Source organism: Helicobacter sp. MIT 03-1616, assembly GCF_000765685.2.
In the GTDB taxonomy this organism is placed as follows: domain Bacteria; phylum Campylobacterota; class Campylobacteria; order Campylobacterales; family Helicobacteraceae; genus Helicobacter_C; species Helicobacter_C typhlonius.
The window spans coordinates 1-19,111 of sequence record NZ_JROY02000010.1 but is presented as its reverse complement, the minus strand read 5'-3'; the positions used below and the strand labels follow the sequence as shown (position 1 = coordinate 19,111).

Annotated in this window: 21 protein-coding genes and 1 tRNA gene; 10 read left to right on the top strand and 12 right to left on the bottom strand. The window is 40.9% G+C overall.

The window, feature by feature from the left end:
• Position 1 precedes the first annotated feature (1 nt).
• From LS67_RS07365 to LS67_RS07355, 3 genes are all read left to right on the top strand, one after another.
• Complete coding sequence (locus LS67_RS07365) at positions 2 to 592, top strand: phosphatase PAP2 family protein (RefSeq protein WP_173644085.1); 591 nt, start codon at positions 2 to 4, stop codon at positions 590 to 592.
• Between the two features lie 11 nt (positions 593 to 603).
• Complete coding sequence (gene alaS / locus LS67_RS07360) at positions 604 to 3,279, top strand: alanine--tRNA ligase (protein ID WP_201274029.1); 2,676 nt, start codon at positions 604 to 606, stop codon at positions 3,277 to 3,279.
• A gap of 146 nt (positions 3,280 to 3,425) precedes the next feature.
• Positions 3,426 to 3,794 carry a hypothetical protein gene (locus LS67_RS07355; protein ID WP_034326203.1) on the top strand — a complete coding sequence of 123 codons (369 nt, stop codon included), beginning with the start codon at positions 3,426 to 3,428 and terminating at the stop codon, positions 3,792 to 3,794.
• Positions 3,795 to 4,314: 520 nt separating this feature from the next.
• Here the strand turns inward: LS67_RS07355 and LS67_RS07350 are convergent.
• The 3 genes from LS67_RS07350 to LS67_RS07340 form a co-directional block, all read right to left on the bottom strand.
• Positions 4,315 to 5,214, bottom strand: a complete 900-nt coding sequence (locus tag LS67_RS07350) for an SPFH domain-containing protein (RefSeq protein WP_034326201.1) — start codon at positions 5,212 to 5,214, stop codon at positions 4,315 to 4,317.
• Between the two features lie 12 nt (positions 5,215 to 5,226).
• The gene (locus LS67_RS07345; protein WP_138109668.1) at positions 5,227 to 5,421 is read right to left on the bottom strand and encodes a hypothetical protein; all 195 of its coding nucleotides are present in this window, start codon (positions 5,419 to 5,421) and stop codon (positions 5,227 to 5,229) included.
• 73 nt (positions 5,422 to 5,494) lie between these two features.
• Positions 5,495 to 5,569 (bottom strand) — tRNA-Asn (locus LS67_RS07340).
• Positions 5,570 to 5,785: 216 nt separating this feature from the next.
• Between LS67_RS07340 and LS67_RS07335 the strand changes: the two genes are divergently transcribed.
• The gene (locus LS67_RS07335; protein WP_034326200.1) at positions 5,786 to 6,199 is read left to right on the top strand and encodes an NfeD family protein; all 414 of its coding nucleotides are present in this window, start codon (positions 5,786 to 5,788) and stop codon (positions 6,197 to 6,199) included.
• Positions 6,200 to 6,359: 160 nt separating this feature from the next.
• On the opposite strand, the gene LS67_RS07330 is transcribed toward LS67_RS07335, so the two are convergent.
• From LS67_RS07330 to fliW, 8 genes are read right to left on the bottom strand one after another with little or no spacing between them, the layout of a single operon-like run.
• Entirely contained in the window at positions 6,360 to 7,787 is a 1,428-nt protein-coding gene (locus LS67_RS07330; RefSeq protein WP_034326198.1) for a hypothetical protein, read from the bottom strand.
• 30 nt (positions 7,788 to 7,817) lie between these two features.
• Positions 7,818 to 8,579: a tRNA1(Val) (adenine(37)-N6)-methyltransferase gene (locus tag LS67_RS07325; protein ID WP_034326197.1), complete on the bottom strand. Its 762-nt coding sequence runs from the start codon at positions 8,577 to 8,579 to the stop codon at positions 7,818 to 7,820.
• Positions 8,567 to 9,589 carry a bifunctional diaminohydroxyphosphoribosylaminopyrimidine deaminase/5-amino-6-(5-phosphoribosylamino)uracil reductase RibD gene (ribD, locus tag LS67_RS07320; RefSeq protein ID WP_034326196.1) on the bottom strand — a complete coding sequence of 341 codons (1,023 nt, stop codon included), beginning with the start codon at positions 9,587 to 9,589 and terminating at the stop codon, positions 8,567 to 8,569. The genes LS67_RS07325 and ribD overlap by 13 nt, the downstream gene beginning before the upstream one ends.
• Entirely contained in the window at positions 9,576 to 10,046 is a 471-nt protein-coding gene (gene rimP / locus LS67_RS07315; RefSeq protein WP_034326194.1) for a ribosome maturation factor RimP, read from the bottom strand. The genes ribD and rimP overlap by 14 nt, the downstream gene beginning before the upstream one ends.
• 12 nt (positions 10,047 to 10,058) lie before the next feature.
• A complete protein-coding gene (rbfA, locus tag LS67_RS07310; RefSeq protein ID WP_034326192.1) occupies positions 10,059 to 10,415 on the bottom strand; it encodes a 30S ribosome-binding factor RbfA in 357 nt (118 codons plus the stop codon).
• Complete coding sequence (tgt, locus tag LS67_RS07305; protein ID WP_034326189.1) at positions 10,405 to 11,547, bottom strand: tRNA guanosine(34) transglycosylase Tgt; 1,143 nt, start codon at positions 11,545 to 11,547, stop codon at positions 10,405 to 10,407. The genes rbfA and tgt overlap by 11 nt, the downstream gene beginning before the upstream one ends.
• A gap of 7 nt (positions 11,548 to 11,554) precedes the next feature.
• Complete coding sequence (locus LS67_RS07300; RefSeq protein WP_052099830.1) at positions 11,555 to 12,421, bottom strand: pyrroline-5-carboxylate reductase; 867 nt, start codon at positions 12,419 to 12,421, stop codon at positions 11,555 to 11,557.
• A complete protein-coding gene (gene fliW / locus LS67_RS07295; protein ID WP_034326187.1) occupies positions 12,421 to 12,852 on the bottom strand; it encodes a flagellar assembly protein FliW in 432 nt (143 codons plus the stop codon). The genes LS67_RS07300 and fliW overlap by 1 nt, the downstream gene beginning before the upstream one ends.
• 146 nt (positions 12,853 to 12,998) lie before the next feature.
• Here fliW and LS67_RS07290 point away from each other — a divergent pair, with 146 nt between their 5' ends.
• From LS67_RS07290 to LS67_RS07280, 3 genes are read left to right on the top strand one after another with little or no spacing between them, the layout of a single operon-like run.
• Positions 12,999 to 13,640 (top strand): outer membrane protein assembly factor BamD, encoded by a 642-nt coding sequence (locus LS67_RS07290; protein ID WP_138109666.1) that lies wholly within the window; start codon positions 12,999 to 13,001, stop codon positions 13,638 to 13,640.
• Between the two features lie 9 nt (positions 13,641 to 13,649).
• Entirely contained in the window at positions 13,650 to 16,067 is a 2,418-nt protein-coding gene (gene lon, locus LS67_RS07285) for an endopeptidase La (protein ID WP_034342337.1), read from the top strand.
• Between the two features lies 1 nt (position 16,068).
• Positions 16,069 to 16,296, top strand: coding sequence for a hypothetical protein (locus LS67_RS07280; RefSeq protein WP_052082063.1), 228 nt, complete (start codon positions 16,069 to 16,071; stop codon positions 16,294 to 16,296).
• Between the two features lie 131 nt (positions 16,297 to 16,427).
• Here LS67_RS07280 and LS67_RS07275 read toward each other — a convergent pair whose 3' ends face one another.
• Positions 16,428 to 17,060 carry an HAD family hydrolase gene (locus tag LS67_RS07275; RefSeq protein ID WP_034328472.1) on the bottom strand — a complete coding sequence of 211 codons (633 nt, stop codon included), beginning with the start codon at positions 17,058 to 17,060 and terminating at the stop codon, positions 16,428 to 16,430.
• Positions 17,061 to 17,328: 268 nt separating this feature from the next.
• Here LS67_RS07275 and LS67_RS07265 point away from each other — a divergent pair, with 268 nt between their 5' ends.
• From LS67_RS07265 to LS67_RS07255, 3 genes are all read left to right on the top strand, one after another.
• A complete protein-coding gene (locus LS67_RS07265; protein ID WP_034328471.1) occupies positions 17,329 to 17,841 on the top strand; it encodes a DinB family protein in 513 nt (170 codons plus the stop codon).
• A gap of 300 nt (positions 17,842 to 18,141) precedes the next feature.
• Positions 18,142 to 18,573 (top strand): DMT family transporter, encoded by a 432-nt coding sequence (locus LS67_RS07260; RefSeq protein WP_034328470.1) that lies wholly within the window; start codon positions 18,142 to 18,144, stop codon positions 18,571 to 18,573.
• Positions 18,570 to 18,884: a DMT family transporter gene (locus LS67_RS07255; RefSeq protein ID WP_034328469.1), complete on the top strand. Its 315-nt coding sequence runs from the start codon at positions 18,570 to 18,572 to the stop codon at positions 18,882 to 18,884. The genes LS67_RS07260 and LS67_RS07255 overlap by 4 nt, the downstream gene beginning before the upstream one ends.
• Positions 18,885 to 19,111 lie beyond the last annotated feature (227 nt).

Sequence of the window (19,111 nt, the reverse complement as noted above, 5' to 3'; positions counted from 1 at the left end):
TATGTGGCGAAATTTTTTTATGCAATTTGCATTGGTCTTTTTTATCTATGCCCCCCCCCCCGTTTATACGCAAGAGAATCAATTTGAACAATTTGGCGATGCGTTTAGGTTTTTGCCCGTGTATGTGATGGTTGTATCTTTGGCAATGGAAGACTATGAGGGTATGGGGCAACTTGTACTTGGCACTTTAAGCACACAGCTTGTAGTTGAAGGATTAAAATATAGCTTTGAAAGTGTGCATAATGGCGGACATCCGCTTAAGTGGGCGAAACGCCCTTGTTGTGAGGACTGGAAAGGAATGCCTAGCGGACATTCAGCTGGGGCTTTTAGCGCGGCTGGATATGTATATTACCGCTACGGGTGGAAAAGTGCCTTGCCTGTGGGAGGACTTGCCGTGCTTACAGCGGCTTCAAGGGTTGAGGCTAAGAAACATTCTATTTTACAAGTGAGTGTTGGTGCGATAATTGCTTGGGGATTTGCGTGGCTCTTTACAAGTGAGTATCAGCCTAAAAATACGATGATTTTACCGAGTATTGATAGCGATAGGCAGGGAAATACATCGGTAAGCCTTAGCGTAATGCATAGGTTTTGACAAGGATTATGATGAAAAACATTCGTCAAGCTTATCTTGATTTTTTTGCTTCTAAAGCTCATAAAATTTATGATTCTATGCCGCTTGTGCCTGATGATGCGAGCTTGCTTTTTACCAATGCAGGTATGGTGCAGTTTAAAGATATTTTTACGGGCAAGATTCCCACACCTACGCCACCACGAGCGACAAGCTCCCAGCTTTGTATCCGCGCAGGTGGCAAGCATAATGACTTAGAAAATGTCGGCTACACCGCGCGCCACCACACGCTTTTTGAAATGCTAGGCAACTTTAGCTTTGGCGATTATTTTAAAAAAGACGCGATTGCCTATGCGTGGGAGTTTGTAACGCAGATTCTAGGTTTTGATAAATCTGTGTTATATGTAACCATTCACGAAAGCGATGATGAAGCCTATGAGCTGTGGTGCGAACACATTGAGCCAAGCCGCATAAAAAGAATGGGCGATAAGGATAACTTTTGGCAAATGGGCGATAGCGGACCTTGCGGACCTTGTAGTGAGATTTATGTCGATCAAGGCGCAGAATTTTTCCATTCGAGCAAGGATTATTTTGGCGGCGAGGGCGATAGATTCTTAGAAATATGGAATCTTGTGTTTATGCAGTTTGAGCAAAAAGACGGCATACGCACACCGCTACCAAAGCCAAGCATTGACACAGGAATGGGCTTAGAGCGGGTTATTGCACTCAAAGAGGGCAAAATCAATAACTTTGATACCTCGTTATTTGCGCCACTGATGAAGACAATAGAGAATCTCACTCACAAGACATACTACCACGATGGCACGCTTTTGCAAAACACAATGCAATTAAGCGCAGAGCAAATACGACAAGCGCAAAAGGAGAGTGCGAGTTTTAGAGTGATTGCCGACCACGCTAGAAGTGTGGCATTCCTCCTCGCGCAAGGGGTAAATTTTGATAAAGAGGGGCGAGGCTATGTGCTGCGTAGAATCTTGCGCCGCGCGGTGCGACACGGCTATTTGCTTGGACTGCAAAAGCCCTTTTTGTTTGAAGTCATTGCCTCTGTGTGTGAGTGTATGGGCGGACATTATAGCTATTTGAACGAGCGCAAAAACGCCATTATGGAGCAGTGCAAGGCAGAGGAAGCGCGTTTTTTTGAAACCATAGAATCAGGAATGAGTCTTTTTGACAAAGAGCGTGAAAAGCTAACAGATGAGCTAGATTCTAAGACAATATCAAGCACGCAAGGACAAAGCCCATTGTTTAGTGGCGAAGTGGCGTTTAAACTCTATGATACCTATGGATTCCCGCTTGATTTAACCCAAGATATGCTGCGTGAGCAGGGCTTAGAGGTGGATTTGGCAAGTTTTGAGCGATGTATGGCAGAGCAGAAAAACAGGGGCAAAGCAAGTTGGAAAGGCAGTGGGGACGCCTTGAAAGAGGGTGATTTTAGTGCGCTTCTAAGCGCATTTGGCGAGAATGAATTTATTGGCTATGAATGTATGAGCGCGGATTGCAAGGTTGTAGCCCTCTTAGATTTTGCATTTCAAAAGATAGATACACTCCAAGCGGGGCAAGAGGGCTATGTAATGCTTGATAAAACGCCCTTTTATCCCGAATCTGGCGGTCCTGTGGGGGATAAGGGTGTGCTTATCAAACAAGGCGCAGATTCCACACTTGCGCAAGTGCTCGATACGCAAAAGTATTTTGGGCTTAATCTCTCTCGCATTCACGCAAACAAGAGCATTGGGGTAAATGATGTCGTGCGCGCGGTGGTGGATAATGCGCGTCTTGAGATTGCAAAGCACCATTCCGCCACGCATTTGCTGCATAAGGCATTGCGTGATGTGCTAGGCAGCCATATCGCTCAAGCGGGTAGCCTTGTAGAATCTACTCGTTTGCGCTTTGATTTTTCTCACCCAAAGGCAGTGAGCGGCGAGGAGTTAGCACAGATTGAAAGCCTTGTAAATGCGGCAATCGCTCGTGCGAGCAAGCAAGAATGCGAGTATATGGGTATCAATGAGGCAAAGGCAAAGGGCGCAATGGCACTTTTTGGCGAGAAGTATGGCGATGTCGTGCGTGTGGTGCGCTTTGGGGATTCTATCGAGCTATGTGGTGGAATCCACACAGGCAGCACGGCAGAGATTGGCAGCTTTTATATCATCAAAGAATCCGGTGTCAGTAGCGGTGTGCGGCGTATTGAAGCAGTGTGCGGCGCAGCGGCGTATAGCTATGGCAGGGCGGCATTAGATTCTCTTAAAATAGCAAAAGAGAGCCTTAAGGCGCAAGATGTGATGCAGGGCATTGAAAAGCTCAAAGGCGAGTTAGCAAAACTCAAAGAGCGTGAAAAGAAAGCAAAAAGCAGTGTCAAAAGCCTTGATTTTGAGGAGATAAATGGCGCAACGCTTATTATCTCGCAGCTTGATTCTATTGATAGCGCACAGGCAAAGGAGCTTGTGGATAAGGCGAAAAATGAAAATATGCATGTAGCGATTTTACTTATTAGTCAAAGTGAGGGCAAAATCGCTATCACGGCGGGAGTAAAAGGCATAGATTCTCTTAAAGCTGGAGCGTGGGTGAGAGAAGTAGCGCAGATTCTAGGTGGCAATGGCGGGGGCAGAGATGACTTTGCTACCGCTGGAGGCAAAGATATGAGCAAAATCTCACAGGCTTTGAATCTCGCAAGAGATATTGCCCTCAAGGCTGTGTAATAAGGAATACTACACTCCACATAATGTTTTTTCGTTGCAATATGAAAGAATGAAACAAAATAAAATTTTTATTTGTGAATTGATTAAGCTTTTTTTGTTGTTATAGTGGAAAGTTTAAATTTTACTTTCAATGACAAGGAGAGAAAATGAAAAAGAGTGTAGTAGGAATAGTTGCATTGAATGCTTTACTTACAGGAGTAAGTGCTGACTTTGGAGACCCTATTTATGACAATAATATCTTTAATAAGAAAAACAAAGAAGTGTGTAAGCAATATTATCATAAAAACAAGATTAAGTTTCTAGGCAGTAATGATATACCTGATTTATATCGTTTGTTGGTAGACCCTGAATATTATGGATTAAGCTCAACAAATGAAAAAGTTAAAAGTTGGCTAAAGGTATATGACAATGCTATTGCAGAGCTTAGTAAGAAAGATTTTGATATATCTAAATATTCAGAAAAGAGTCTTGTTAATCACGCAATATGTAAACTTATTTTGGACGAACAGGTTTAGGCATTACATCTTTATAATGTGATGTCTAGGCTGATTTACTCCCTTTACTTAACTTCTTAAGTCTTTTTTACGCTATAATCCCCACATTTTGTGAATTTTTAAAGGAGACATAATGATCATTTTAGCATTAATCGTGCTTGGGCTATGCGGGGTGGTTTTATACTTTGGTGTGAAAATCATCTCGCAAACAGACAATTGCTATTGTTGAACGACTAGGAAGATTCCACAGGTATTGCAACGCGCAAGGGGAGTTGTGTTGGAGAGTTTAGGCTAGAAACCGAGATTTTATATTTTGCCCACCTTGTTGCGTTTAATTTTTTACACTTAAGAATAAGGATTCTGTTTTTAGAAAGTGCGCTATGTCAAGGTTTTTGTGGGGTACAAAATGTGGGCTTTGGCTCACTAATACGCACGCATCTCGCCCTCACATTTTACCTCACTTGTGGGATTTAAAATTTTAGATTCTATATTGTTTAGAATCTTGCCCTTTTATAGTGTATTTTAATTCTGCGAGAAAAACTTACTTAGAATTTTTTCCAAAAAAGTCGCTTATTACGCTTAAGCCGCCGATAAATTCGCTTGTCTCGTAAGGGATAATCACCTTATCCTTGCTTGGATTCTTTGAAAGCTCATTGAAAGCACTAATGCGCTCTTTGACTAGCAAAAATTCCGCTGCCTGTGCGTTTTTTGCCATTTGATTAGCGATGAGTTCCATAGCATTGCTTTGCCCTTGTGCGAGGGCGATTTGCTCATATTTTTTCGCATCAGCCATTCTTTCAATCGCCTCAGCTTGGAGCACCTTTTCTTGTTTGAGGGCTTCGGCGTTGCGTATTAAAGCTTCTTTTTCGGCTTGTGCTTTAAGCTCAATCGCTCTTTTTTCGCGCTCTGCTTTCATCTGCAAGTTCATAGCGACTTCAATATCACGTGGGACAGAGATTTCGCTAATCTCTACACGCATAATTTTCACACCCCAATTATTTGCCGCATCGCCCAAAGCCACTTGCAACGCGGCATTTAGCCTATCACGTGATGAGAGAGAATCATCAAGATTAATGCGTCCTATCTCGCCTCTAAGCGTGGTGGTGGCGAGGTTTGCGATAGCCATCTTGTAGTTATCCACGCTATACACGGCGGATTTTGCATCAAAGATTTTCAAAAAGACGATTCCATCAATATTGATATTCACATTATCCTTTGTAATGACCTGCTGCCGCCCAATATCTATCATTTGCTCACGCGCACTTACTTTTGCGCTCACCCTATCAATCACAGGCACAATGATATGGAATCCACCCTCAAGCACCCTATGAAATTTCCCTAATCGTTCAATAATGGCAATGTCAGTTTGAGGGATAATCTTTATCCCCATAACAAGCACCGCTACGCACAAGACCACTACCACGGAAGCAAAAATCAACATCACAACTCCTTTTCACGCCTTTGTGCTATTTATTATAGTCCAAGCCACCTGTATGTTTGCATAGGGCGCGATTGTAGCAGAAGATTCTAAAGTCTTAATAAATACCGCGTCCCTCTGCCAAACAATGACATACAAATAGGGCAAATATTTTGAAATTTGCGCTTTAGTGGGTGTGATTACGATGAAAAATACAACGCAACAGGGCATTAAGTTAGTTCTGAATCTTAGGAATGCTATAAAACGAAAGATTGTTGAGGAAACAAAACAGAGTAGGTTTGTATGGCTCCGGATGCAGGATTCGAACCTGCGACCAAGTGGTTAACAGCCACCTACTCTACCGCTGAGCTAATCCGGAATATTGCGGTTAAAAGTGCCACGATGTAAAACTTAACTTATGGCATCATCTAAAGTAGAGGCGAGATTATATAGAAAAGAATATTTTTTGTCAAGCATTGCTCGGCTTGTGCGCTTTATTGCATACAAAATAGAATCTGATACAACCTCACAAAATATTTAATATATGCAAAAATAAGAATAGTTTTGTAAAATACACAAAACAAAAGGAGGCAAAATGTCGGCTCTTGTGCTTTTGGGCGTTGGGATTGTGATGATTGTCGCTGAAATATTTTTTGGTTCATTTTTTTTATTTTTTATTGGCATTGGGCTGTGCATCACCTCTGTGATTGAATATCTCGTGGGGTTTGATAGCCTTGGCGATAGACTCGTGTGGCAGGCAGTAAGCATTTGTGTGTTTTCGCTGCTTTCGCTTTTGGTGCTGCGTAAGCCTATAAAAAGTTGGTTTAATCGCTCACAAGTCTATGAGGATACATTATGCGAGGGGGGTGAGGGTGAGATTAGAGAAGGAATGGTGTATTTTAAGGGCACTTTGTGGGCATATGAAAATTCACAGCGTGTATTTAAAGAGGGTGATAAAGTCAAAGTGATAAAGATTCATAACAACAAAGCAATAATAGAGAATCTTTAATTGAGCAGTTTTTAACAATGGAGCGGGGCGCAAGGTTGGCAAGAAAGGGAATTTACAGAGGATTTTTATTTTATAAAATCTATTTTAGAATCTGCGTTTCAAAACTTACATTTTAAAAATACTCTACCACAAAACCTTGCCTAAAAATTTTACACAATCCCTACAATGCCATTCTTATGCAGTCATAGAGCATATCCATATTTTGCTCTGGTATAAACTCCACGCCCATAGATTTGCCCTTGGAAATATAATCATTTGGCGGGAGCTGCTGCACGATAACGCAAAAGATAATTTTAGAATTAGCATTTTTACTTTCTTTATAGGTTTTTATGAATCCCAAAGCACTCGCATTGCCGATTTTTTCATCAATTACGACTATATCTTGTGGAAAATTGATAAGGCTTCTTAGCGCATTGATTGGGTCATTATCCGTGGTAATAAGGAGGCTTGAATCTATTTTTTCAATGACTTGGCGGTATTTTGCGATATTTACTGCGCTTTCACGCACGATAAGCAGACTTTTGCGATTAGTTTTTTCTAAATAATCCAGCAAATCAAAAAGTGCCTTTGAGCGCGGTGAAAGTTTGCTTTTATCAAGCCCACGCAAAAAGTAGCGCAAAAAAGTTTTAGAGCTAAAGCTTCCCTCAATGCGCGAATTTCGAAAAAAATGCTTCACATTTTGACTATGCTTTGCTCTGCCCCACAAAGTCGTATCAAACTCATACGCCTTTGTGTCCAGCAGGGCGATAAAACGTGTTTTGAGTTCCTGTGTCATAGGCGTATATACAGAGCTAAAATGCTCGAAATGCTCTTCTTTAAAACGTTTCATTCTCGCATTTTCATTGACAAGCGCATCTTTTTGATTGCCAATAAAATTGAGTAAATCCACATATCGCTTACGCATAGCCTTTACTTCTTTTTCTTCCTCTGCATATTCCTTGCTACCTTTATCATCTCTTTTAGCTAGACTTTTTTCGCCATCGGCTAGTGAGGAGCTAAGGGAGTTGGTTTGAGCCTGTGCGTTAGCAAGCGAACTTTGAATCTCCTCGATGCGCGTAATCGTGCGGTTATATTCCACTTGCCGAGCAAGAAATATCATTTCAAAGGCGTAATTGAGCGAATATTGGGTTTTTTTGCAGTAGGTTTCAAATTCTTTTGAAAGAGACATAACCTCCGATTTGAGCTTTTTTAGTGCGTCATTTTCTATGTTTGGGTCCATTGCGCATAAATCATTATAGGCAGTCAGCAAAAAGCGGCGCATACGAATGAAATCAAGCTTTAATTTCCCTACCATATGGTCTTTATAAGATTCTATAATTTGGTTTTCACGCGCGAAATATTCCTCTATACATACATTTGCGGGTTTTGTTACGGGTATTTGGTCTGGGTCTATGGGTTTTGGCTTCAAGTGGATTTTTGTAACAGCCTTCATCTCAACGACAAATTCCACCTCCTCGCCTTTTTTCAAATCTTTTATCTCATCTCCCCATAAGTCAAAAGCAAAGCTAAAAACGCGCTTATTTAGCTCTTGCTCTACTTGTGCGCTCTGTGTTTGCGGATCTACATTAATAATCACCCCATACAACATACTTATCCTTCTTTAGATTCTCTTCATATATTATACACGGCTTTTAGAATTTTTAAGCAATTCTAAGGCTTCTTGTGTGATTTTTATGCTACGCGTTTGCGCCCACGCATAAATCGCTTTCAACTCGTCCGTGTTGTCGCTTTGAGATGGGCTTAAATGCGTAAAAAGTGGTGGCAACACGCGTAGCGGTGATTTGGATTGAATCTGTGCCCTAAAAAGCACAAGATTTGCCTCTCTATTTTTGAGAGAATGCACAAATTGTGCCACATTGATATGTAACCCATTTTTTTGCGTCTCATAGAAAATCTCCGCACAAAGCCTTGCATCATAGCACATACACAAAGTGCCATTTGGCTTTAAAATGCGCTTGATGTGTTGCATCAAAGCTTGAGGTGGCAAAAAATGTTGGAATCTCGCCATATTTTTGCGCTCATTATCACCCAAAAGCGCACCCTTGGTATAAAATGGCGGATTACTGATAATAAAATCAAACTTATGCTCGGGCTTAAAGTCCAAAAAATCCACACAATGCACCACGCCACCAAAGGGCGCACTATTTTTTTGCGCCAAGATGCTCATTGCCTCGTCTTTTTCAACAAGATAAATCTCTGTCTTACCACCAAGAGAGCTAATCTCACGCGCACAGAGTATGCCTAAAATGCCACTTCCTGCGCCAATGTCTAAAACATTAAAATGCTTTTTTAAAAAAACCTTAGCAAAATGCGCGAGGATAAGGCTATCTGTGTTGTAACAATAAGCATTTTCAAGCTGATAAATATCTACACAAGCCATAGCGCGACATCACTCCCGAGTGTGTTTTGGTGGATAAGGCTAAAGCTTTCATCAAAGCCTGTTTGTGTTTGTGAATCTTGCGTGGTATGTGGGGATTGCATTAGCAAAAGCATATCTATTTCTGAGCGCATACTATGCAAAAGATAATAGCCTCCCTCAATAATCACAAAGCCCTTTAATTCGCGTACATCGCGAATGTCTGCACTAAAATGCACACGATTTTCAAGGATTTTATTTTCTGCTTTAAGCTTATTTTGTGTATGTGAAAATACAAGCACCTGCGGTGCTTTGGTGCTATCATAGGGAGTAGTCGCATATCGTGAGTTAAGTTGTGGATTATCCGTCCTTAAGGTCGCGCCTGATATACATATATAATCACACACGCTGCGTTGATTATGTGTAAAAATTTGTGAATCTTGGCAGGATATGCGCCCATTTTTGTAATCACCATTAAGTCTTTGAGCAAGTTTAAAAAGCACGAATCGCCCCTTTGTGCGCATTGTTTCAAAGGGTAGAATCAAGGATTTTGCATAATGCTCTAGTGCCAGATTCACAGAAGCATTGATATGTTTGCTAAGGAGATAGTCTAAGCCACCCTTGGCAAGTTGATGAGATTCGGTAGTGGCGATACATACCTTGGCAAATTGAAGTTCTGCTATGAGTGCAGCACAAGGTGGTGTTTTGCCCTGATGATTGCAGGGTTCAAGGCTCACATAGAGGGCGCATTGCGTAAAGATGCCTTGATGATTGTTAAGTAAGTATTGATGAATGTCTTTGCTTTCTGTAAGATTGAGTATCTGTTTATCTTGCGTGAGCGTGTAATACGCCTCTTTCATCGCGAGAATCTCCGCGTGGGGTGAACCTACGAGGATATGCACCCCTACGCCTATGATGTCTTCATTTGGAGCGACAATGAGTGCGCCTACACTCGGGTTTGGTAGGGCTAATGTTTGATGTTCCCACGCAAGTGTGCAACAATGGTGTAATAAAAGTTCATCAAGGGAGCGCAAAGGTAACCTTTGTTTTTTTAATATCCGCAAATGACACACATTTGACACCGCCTTGTGTGCGCACTTCTATGCTGTTTTCATCAATATTTTCTAAAATACCCTCAATCACACTTTTGTCCGTGCATTTCACGCTTACTTCCTCGCCGAGCGAAAAGCTATAATGTGTGGGAGTTTTGAGAATCCGCTCTAATCCCGGAGAGCTTACTTCTAAAAAGTAGCTTGGCAGATTAGATTCTTCTACATCAAGCAGTGGCGAAATCATCTCGCTTAGGCTTTGGCAGTCCTGCAAACTTACCGCACTGCTTTGTGAATCTAGCTTCTGCATAGGGGCTTTGCGCGTGATGCTTACACGCAAAATATTATTGTCATTTTCTTTAAGCATAGAAATATCATAAATATATAGTCCAAGGCTTTGAGCCATTTTGGCGATTTTTTCGTCTGTTTGGGCTGATAGCATAGCTTTCCTTTTTTAGTTTTTTGAGCTTTTTTCTTTGGCGATTTGTGCAAAGATTGAATCAAGTGTGTTTGCATTTTTTAAAGAATCATCAAAGCTAAAACGTAGGTTCGGTGCGCGAAACCATTGTGTGGAGCTAAGAATATAATCTTTTAGAATCCCCTGTGCTTTGTTGAGCTTTTGCACGATGAGTTTTCTTTCGTTTGGGGATATGTCGGTAGCTTCTATAAAAACTTCCGCGCTTTGCTTACCTTTGGAGCATTTCACATCGGTAATGCTAAGGCTATTAATCTGTGTGTCATTGAGTTGTGAAAGTGCCCCACTAAGGATTTCTTGTAGCATAGATTCTGTGCGTTGTTGCTTAATATTCATCGGGTATCTCCATTTCACGCAAGTTATAAAATAGGGCACGATATTCTTTAAATCTTCCTGCCAAAATCGCCTCTCTCACCCCTTTTGTGAGGCTAAGATAATAATGCAGATTATGCAAAGAGGCGAGGCGATGATAGGTGATTTCATTCGAGCGGAAGAGGTGGCAGAGATATGCTCGGCTGAAGTTTTTGCAGGTGTAGCAGTCGCATTTGCTATCAATAGGGTTTTCGTCATTTGCATATTGTGCGGCTTTGATATTAATCTTGCCAAAATGTGTAAAAAGTGTGGCATTTCGCGCGTTGCGCGTAGGCATTACGCAGTCAAACATATCCACGCCCAAAGCGATAGATTCTATAATATTCTCCGGTGTGCCAACGCCCATAAGATAACGCGGTTTGTAGCAGGGCATAAGCTCGGTAGTGTGCGCGATACACTTATACATCTCCTCTGCGCTCTCTCCCACAGCTAATCCACCAATGGCAAAGCCATCAAACTCCCCTATGTTAGTTAATTGCCTAGCTGAAAGCGTGCGGAAATGTTTGCTTATACCCCCTTGAATAATTGCAAAAAGATGATTATCTAAGCCCACGCCTCGCGCTTTTTGTGCTTGATGATAATCAAAACTCCTTTGCGCCCAATCACTCGTGCGCCGAATAGAATCTGCCAAACGCTCATCATTTGCGGGTAAGCCCACCAAATCATCAAGCACCATCATAATGTCGCTATTGAGTGCATATTGCATATCTAGCACAAATTCGGGAGAGAAAAAATGCTTTGAACCATCAATATGGGATTTGAATCCTATGCCTTCATCGCTTATTTTTGTGTTTTGATTGAGGCTAAAGGCTTGGAATCCTCCGCTATCGCTAAGGTAGTTGCCGCCAAAATTGGCAAACTTATGAATCCCGCCGAAGTTTTTAAGTCGCTCAATACCTACGCGCAAATACATATGGTAGGTATTTGCAAGGATAATTTTCGCACCCAAAAGATTCTTCATATCAAGGCTATCAAGTGCCTTGACACAGCCTTGTGTGCCCACAGGCATAAAAACAGGCGTTTGCACCTGTGCGTGGGCTAGAGTGAGGTTTAATGCCCTAGCTTTGCCATCTTGTGCTTGAAGTTCTACCTGCATAGAAGACCTATGCTTTTAGATTCTGTGGCTTTTGTGATTGAATCGCTTTTTCGGGCTGATTTTTCGCACTGCAGTCTTTAGCGTATTGCACGGCGATATGCGCGGCTTCTATAAACGCACCCCGCACTCCGCTTTGCTCTAGGGATTTAATCCCTCGAATAGTCGTGCCACCCGGGCTTGAAATGGCGTATTTAATCTCACTTGGGCTTTTATGTGCTAACTCCGCGCTAAATCCCGCAAAACACTGCTTTACCAATGCGCTACTTTGCGCGTGTGTAAGCCCCTCTAGCACACCCGCGTCAATGAGAGATTCAGCCACAAGGGCGAGAAAGGCAATGCCACTTCCACTTGGGGCGATGCTAGATTCTATTAAAATTTCATTATCCACTTGCACGGCATTGCCAAAGGATTCTATAAATGGAATGACTTCTATGTGGAGAATAGAATCTGCTCCTGCGCCCTCTTGCGCGTAATAAAAGGCAGTGGCGGAGAGTTTGCTTAAAGCAGCGATATTAGGCATAGCACGCACGATATATGTAGATTCTATATGTGATTGTATGGCTTTCACACTTACACCTGCTAGGACGCTATACACGCACCGCGCTTTGCCTATAAATCTAAAGCTTTCTATGCCCTTAGGCTTGGTGCAAAGTAGAATGTCCTTCCCCTCGCATTCAATCTCATATTGCCCTTGATTATTTGTGTGTGCTGGGAGAACTTGGGCACTTGGCAAGTAAGATTCAATAAAATCCTGTGCTTTTTTAGAATCTCGCCCAATGATAAAAATCTCATCATAATGTGTAACAATGTGGAGATTCTTGCATAATATGGCTTGTGCGATATTGCCATATCCTAACACAAGGAGGGTTTTCATTAGTTGTCTCTTACGGGTGAGGACTGCTCACCTTTTTCTGCTTCCTCTTTGTTGTAGTATGTGCCGATAGGGTCGCTTAGGCTATACATCGGGTATTGTGTGCTATCGAGCACGACTTGCGCCATTGTAAGGTTGTCAAAGTTAAATACTAAGGGAGCGAGGAAATTAATCGTAGAGTTTTCAATAGGCTTTTGAATCACCATAATATTAGCAATAAGTAGATTTTTAGCATTATCTAAATCAAGCAAAATTTTCACATTTGAGGGGACATCAAATTCATATTCTCGAAGCAAAAATGGATTCACAAGTGTGAAGTGTGGCACTTCGCTATCAACATTAGAAAGCTTCATAAATAAATCATCGATTTTTTCAAGCTTCATTTTTTTGACTTCCTCAAAACCTAAAATTGGCAGTTTGACTTCAAAAACCATTTTTTGCTCCCATACCTTACTCTTAACTTTGCCTTTATTAAAGTGTTAAAAACACAGATTATAGCACAAATATGTGTTTTTATACCAAAATAATAAAATCTAAAGCTATAATGTGCGTTTTATTTTAAAAAATTAAAAGGTTTTTGATGAAAATAAATACCTTAGTGCTGATTTTGTGTGCTTTTTTTGTATATTCTGGTTGTGCGAAAAAAGAAGCAGAATACAATAAGTCCGCTTCGTATTGGTATGAATCTATAATCAAAGAGATAAATTTTGGGAATCTTGAGGGTGCAGATAGTTTTTTTGCCTCTTTGCAGAGTGAGCATATCAACTCACCTCTTTTAGCTGAAGCAATGCTGATACTCGGCGAGGCACATATGGAGAAAGATGAATATCTTTTGGCGAGTTTTTATTTTGATGAGTATTTGAAGCGATATGCGTCTTTTGAGAATCAAGACTATGCGCATTATTTGAAGATTTTGGCAAACTTTTATGGATTCAAAAATTACAGCAAGGACCAAGAGTTTATTGCGCAAAGTATTAGCGATACACAGGCTTTTTTGCGCACATTCCCGCATAGTCGCTATGTGCCCTATGTGGAGTATATCGCGTTGAAGTTTGAGCTAGGGCAAATCGAGCTTAATCGCTCAATTGCGCACGTGTATAGCAAGCAGGGCAAAGATAGCGCCGCAGAGGAATACTTAAAGCGCAATGATGAGGAACTTTTTACGCATTTTAATCCCAAAGCCTCGTATGTCCCTTGGTATGTGCGTATGTTTAATTGGTAGGAGAAGCAAATGAATACTTTAGAATCGAGTGATTTTCCAATGACTATGCCCATCATTACAGAAGATGAGCTGATATATCCTTTTATGATAGCCCCGCTTTTTATTAGCAATGAAGAACATATAAAGGCGGCGCATAAAGCAACAGAGAGAAATGGGCTTATTTTTATTGGGTTTGAAAATGAGGACGACAAAGGGGAGTTTCCATTTCATAATGTGGGTGTGATTGGGAGCATTATGCGTGAGGTGGCATTGCCAGAAGGGCGCGTCAAGCTACTTTTTAAGGGTTTGTATCGTGGCAAGATTCTATCTGTGCTCCACTCTGCTACAGATTCCTTGCAGGTGGAGGTTGATATATTCTCATACAGAGAATATGAAAGTAATAAAATGAATGCACTTTTACAGGTGCTGCACGAAAAAATCTTGCATTTGGCTAATCTTGATGGACGTTTCTCGCCTGATTTTCTTAAGACTATAGAAAATAATGATGAGCCAAATCGTATTGTGGATTTTGTTGCTTCAGCTATGCGATTATCTAAAAAACAAGCTTATGATATTTTTGCTAAAGATGATGTAGAAGAGCGAGTGTTGGGTCTTATTGAAATTGTGATTGAGGAGACACAAGCCCAAAGATTGCAAAAAGAGATTAAAAGCAAAGTACATAATAAAATGGAGCAAGTCAATAAGGAATATTTCCTCAAAGAGCAGCTCAAGCAGATTCAAAAGGAGCTTGGCACAGAAAATATGCGTGATGAGGAAATGGAGCAATATGAGCAAAAGCTTAACGCCCTAAAGCCTTATATGAATGAGAATGCCTATAAAGAGGTGCAAAAGCAGATTAAACGTCTCTCTCGTATGCACCAAGATAGCGGCGATGCGAATATTTTGCAAAACTACATCGAATGGGTGCTTGAGATACCATTTGGCAAATACGCAAAACAAAAGCTTTCTATTCAAAAAGTCGCCAAACAGCTTGATACAGACCATTATTCATTGGAGAAGCCAAAAGAACGTATTGTGGAGTATTTTGCAGTAAAAGAGCTTGTGGCACAGAGAGAAGAACAAGCGCGCAAAGAACAAGAGGGCAAAAAAGACACAAAGATTCAGCCAAAAAATGAAAACAAGCAAGAAAAAGGCACAATTTTGTGTTTCTATGGACCACCGGGTGTGGGGAAAACAAGCCTTGCAAACTCTATTGCAAAAGCTATTAAACGCCAACTCGTGCGTATTGCTCTCGGTGGACTAGAAGATGTGAATGAATTGCGCGGACATCGCCGCACCTACATCGGCGCAATGCCCGGACGCATTACGCAAGGACTGATTGAGGCAAAAGAAATGAATCCTGTGGTGGTGCTTGATGAGATTGATAAAGTCGGCAGGAGCTATCGAGGCGACCCCACGAGCGTGTTGCTTGAGATTCTAGACCCGGAGCAAAATCACGCCTTTAGAGATTATTATACAAATTTTGACATTGACTTGTCGCAGGTGATTTTTATCGCTACTGCAAATGATATTAGCACAATTCCAGCACCTTTGCGTGATAGAATGGAGTTTATTTCTATCTCCTCTTATACCCCGCAAGAAAAATGTGAGATTGCAAAGAAATATCTTATCCCGCAGGAGTTACAAAAACACGGCTTAAGTCAAGATGAGCTAAAAATCACCACTCCCGCGCTTAAGACTATTATAGAATCTTACACGCGCGAAGCAGGGGTGCGAAGCCTAAGACATAAAATCGCACAGATTATGCGTAAAGGCGCGACTTTGATTTTAAAGGGCAAAAAAAATGTAGTTATCACACCGCACAATGTGGGTGAGTTTTTGGATAAAATCGTGTTTGAAATTTCCCCAGCAGATAAGAAAAACACAATCGGTGTTGTCAATGGACTTGCTTGGACGAGTGTGGGCGGCGATGTGCTAAAAATTGAGGCGTTAAAGATTAGGGGCAAGGGTGCGCTTACGCTCACAGGAAGTTTGGGTGATGTGATGAAAGAATCCGCGCACATAGCGCATTCTGTGGTAAAAATGTTACTTGATAAGAAGATTCTAAAGCCTAAAGAAACTCACAAAAATCCTATTTATCAGCTCTATGATATTCATCTGCACGTGCCTGAAGGCGCGACACCAAAGGACGGACCGAGTGCGGGGATTGCTATGGCGTGTGTGATTGCCTCTATTCTCACAGATTCTAAAATTTACGCACATATTGCAATGACAGGCGAACTCACATTGCGCGGGAATGTCCTTGCTATTGGTGGATTACGCGAAAAACTTATCGCCGCGCATAAGGCAGGGATAAAAACTGCGCTTATTCCGCAAAAAAACTATGAGCGTGATTTGAAGGATATTCCAAAAGAAGTGCTTGATAAGCTAGAGATTATCGGCGTAAGCGATATTAAAGAAGTGCTTGAACGCGTGCTTGTGAAATGATATGAATCCGCATAATAACCACAATATTTTTTACCTTGCTGTGCTATGTTGTGCGCTTGGGTGGTTTTTTTTGGGATTGGGGCTTATATTATTTCCGCTTAGTCTTTTTTTGCTGACGCGCTCAAACTTTAATCAGCTTTTATTTGTGATATTTGTGAGCCTTGATATTACAGGATTCACACTCTCACTCTTTGCAAACGCACAACTTGTTACAAAGCATATTTTTTAGGATATGGAGTTTTGCTTTTTTTAAATCTTTGATGATTGTGAGGCTTTAGAATCAAAAGGCATTGGTTGAAACTCGCTTATTTTGTTGCCCTATGCTATTAGCGCATATAATTTATATGAAAGATTTATCATTTATGCCATTGCTAATTCTTGCAATTGTGCAAACAAATCTTTAGCATTGTTAAACTCATCTTCCTTAAGATTATCTTTTTCTATGCCCCATTTTGCGTGAAAATATGGAATCTTCGCATTTTGTGCCGCACCTCTATCTTTTGTGCCATTACCTACAAACGCACTTTTACGCACAGGGGCGCGTTGCAAGATTCTCTCTATCATCATTGCACTTGGCTTGGATTCTAAATTTTGTTGTGCGCCTAGCACTTCGTCAAAAAAATGCAAAATATTATGTCGCTTTAAAATAGGACAAAGACTTTCTTGTGGGGCATTTGAGGCAATAGCTAAAAAATAGCCATTTTTCTTACATTCATTCAAAAGCCACTCTACATTCTCAAAGAGCCGCGCATCTTGTTCGTAATGTCTGCTAAAATAATCCTCAAACCCCATTTTATAGCTTGGGTGGGGGAAATCATCGATATGATAAAAGATTTTTGCACAACCCAAACCCGGTGTGTGCGTTACGCGTTTGATATAGTCATACTCTAGCGGTGGCAGATTCTTATCTGCGCGTATTTCATTAATCGCCGCACAAATACAATCTTCGCTATCAATGAGTGTGCCGTCCATATCAAAAATGACATTGAGCATACTCTCTCCTTGAGTTTTTGAGCAGATTCTATCAAAAACTTGTGAGTAAAGGCAATAAGTTGCTACTTCCTTGAGATAGGATTCTACTTGGCGAAGAGAGTTTAAGCTCAATGCAAAGGGCGAAAGCAAAGTGTCTTATGGCACTTATGCCGCTGCGCTTATCAAGCTACTCTCTTCCAAAGAGCTTAAAATGTGCCAAAGAATAAGCCTCATTGAATTATAGATTCTAATGATATAATGGCACAGATTTTATGCAAAAGGAAATAGAATGAAAGAGACTTTATTGCTTCAGGCGCAATACAATCAGCTTGCAAATACAAATATGTTTGCGACTTTTAAGAAATGCCCAAAGGAAGTGTTGTATAAGGATTGTGGGTTGTATTATGGCAGTGTGATGCAAACAGCGGAGCATATCCTCTGTGGTGATATTGGCATTGTTTTGGGGGCTTTTGGTGCGTTTGCGCCCAAAAAGCTGGAGGGCGTAGAGGAGATTTTCGCCTCTGTAACATCTAAACAGAGATTGCAAAGTGCGATTTATGAGGACATATCGGCATTTGAGGCATTGCGAAGCAAGGTAGATAGCAAAATCATCGCGTTGATAGAATCCATTGAGGATTTTGAAAGCATTGCCACACTTAGCTTTCCGGGTGTGGAATTTAAAAAATCTCGTGGATTTTTTATCCTCGCACTTTTAAACCACGCCACACATCATCGCGGACAAATTGCTGCCGCACTAGATATACTCAAAATTGAAAATGACTTTAATGGAATGTTAGGGTAGATAAAGATAAGTTTCTTAAACTTTTTTGCAAACTATTAAATACACAAGTGTTGTGCTTGGCAGTGTAAGAGAGATATAGCTTTTATGCTATAATGCCACAAATTTAAGATTCTTAAAATGGAGGGATAGGCAATGTTTTGGGACCAAGGCTATCAATCGTTTGCGTTTCTCATCTATTTTTTCTCTATCTCCTCACTTTAAAGCTCTTTACACATCACATCATTACATAAATTCTAATTACATTTATGGGCTTTGGCTTTTTGAACCCATAAAATGTATAAAATAAAACAAAGGAAACAAATGAAAAATATCAAACTTACCCACAATCTCGCGTGGGGATTGGTGCTTTTTGGTGGCATTGTAGAATGCTTTTGGGCGAGTGGGTTAAAATATTCCGATAATCTCTTTTTTTACACACTCACAGGAATCGGGATTCTCATATCCTCTGTAAGTATGATTCTAGCGATAAAAGTCTTAGAGATTGGTATTGCTTATAGCGTGTTTGTGGGGATTGGCACAGCGGGCATTACACTTGCTGAAATCTTTATCTTTGGTGAGCCTTTCTCACCTCTTAAAATCCTCTTTATCGCGACCTTACTTCTTGGCGTGGTGGGGCTAAAGCTTTCAGCAGATAAGACAGAGGAATCTCAAGGAGAAAAACTCGCAGAAACGCTCTCACACGATTTGGGAATTGATGAAATCGTGCAAGATTCTATCAAGGAGGCAAAATGAGCTGGGTGTATCTCATAATGGCTGGTTGTATGGAAATCATAGGCGTAATTACGATGAAAAAATACTCCCTAAGTGGGCGAAAAATCTTTTTACTCGGGCTTTTGGTGCAGTTTATGCTAAGCTTTGCTCTGCTATCAATGGCTATGCAGGGCATTGCAATGGCGACAGCCTATGCGATATGGACAGGCATCGGCGCAGCTGGAGGCGTGCTTGTGGGCGTGGTGTTTTTTAAAGAAAGCAAAAGTGCAAAAAAACTCTTTTTCATCGCACTTATTATTATCTCTGTCGTGGGATTAAGGGCACTATCATAAATTTTAGGTAGCTTGAAATCTTTAGCTTCGCTTGGAGCTAAAGAACTACGAGGTTTATATTTACTTGGCTTTTAGCTAGATTAGTAGCGCAATATTTGCTTCATAATTTTTAATATATTTTCTCTCCCACCCCTTGACAAATACTTAGTATCAGGCTTTATAATTACACAATCTATTTTACAAACAAGGAGGATTCTATGAAATCGTATAATGACAAATCGTAGGGA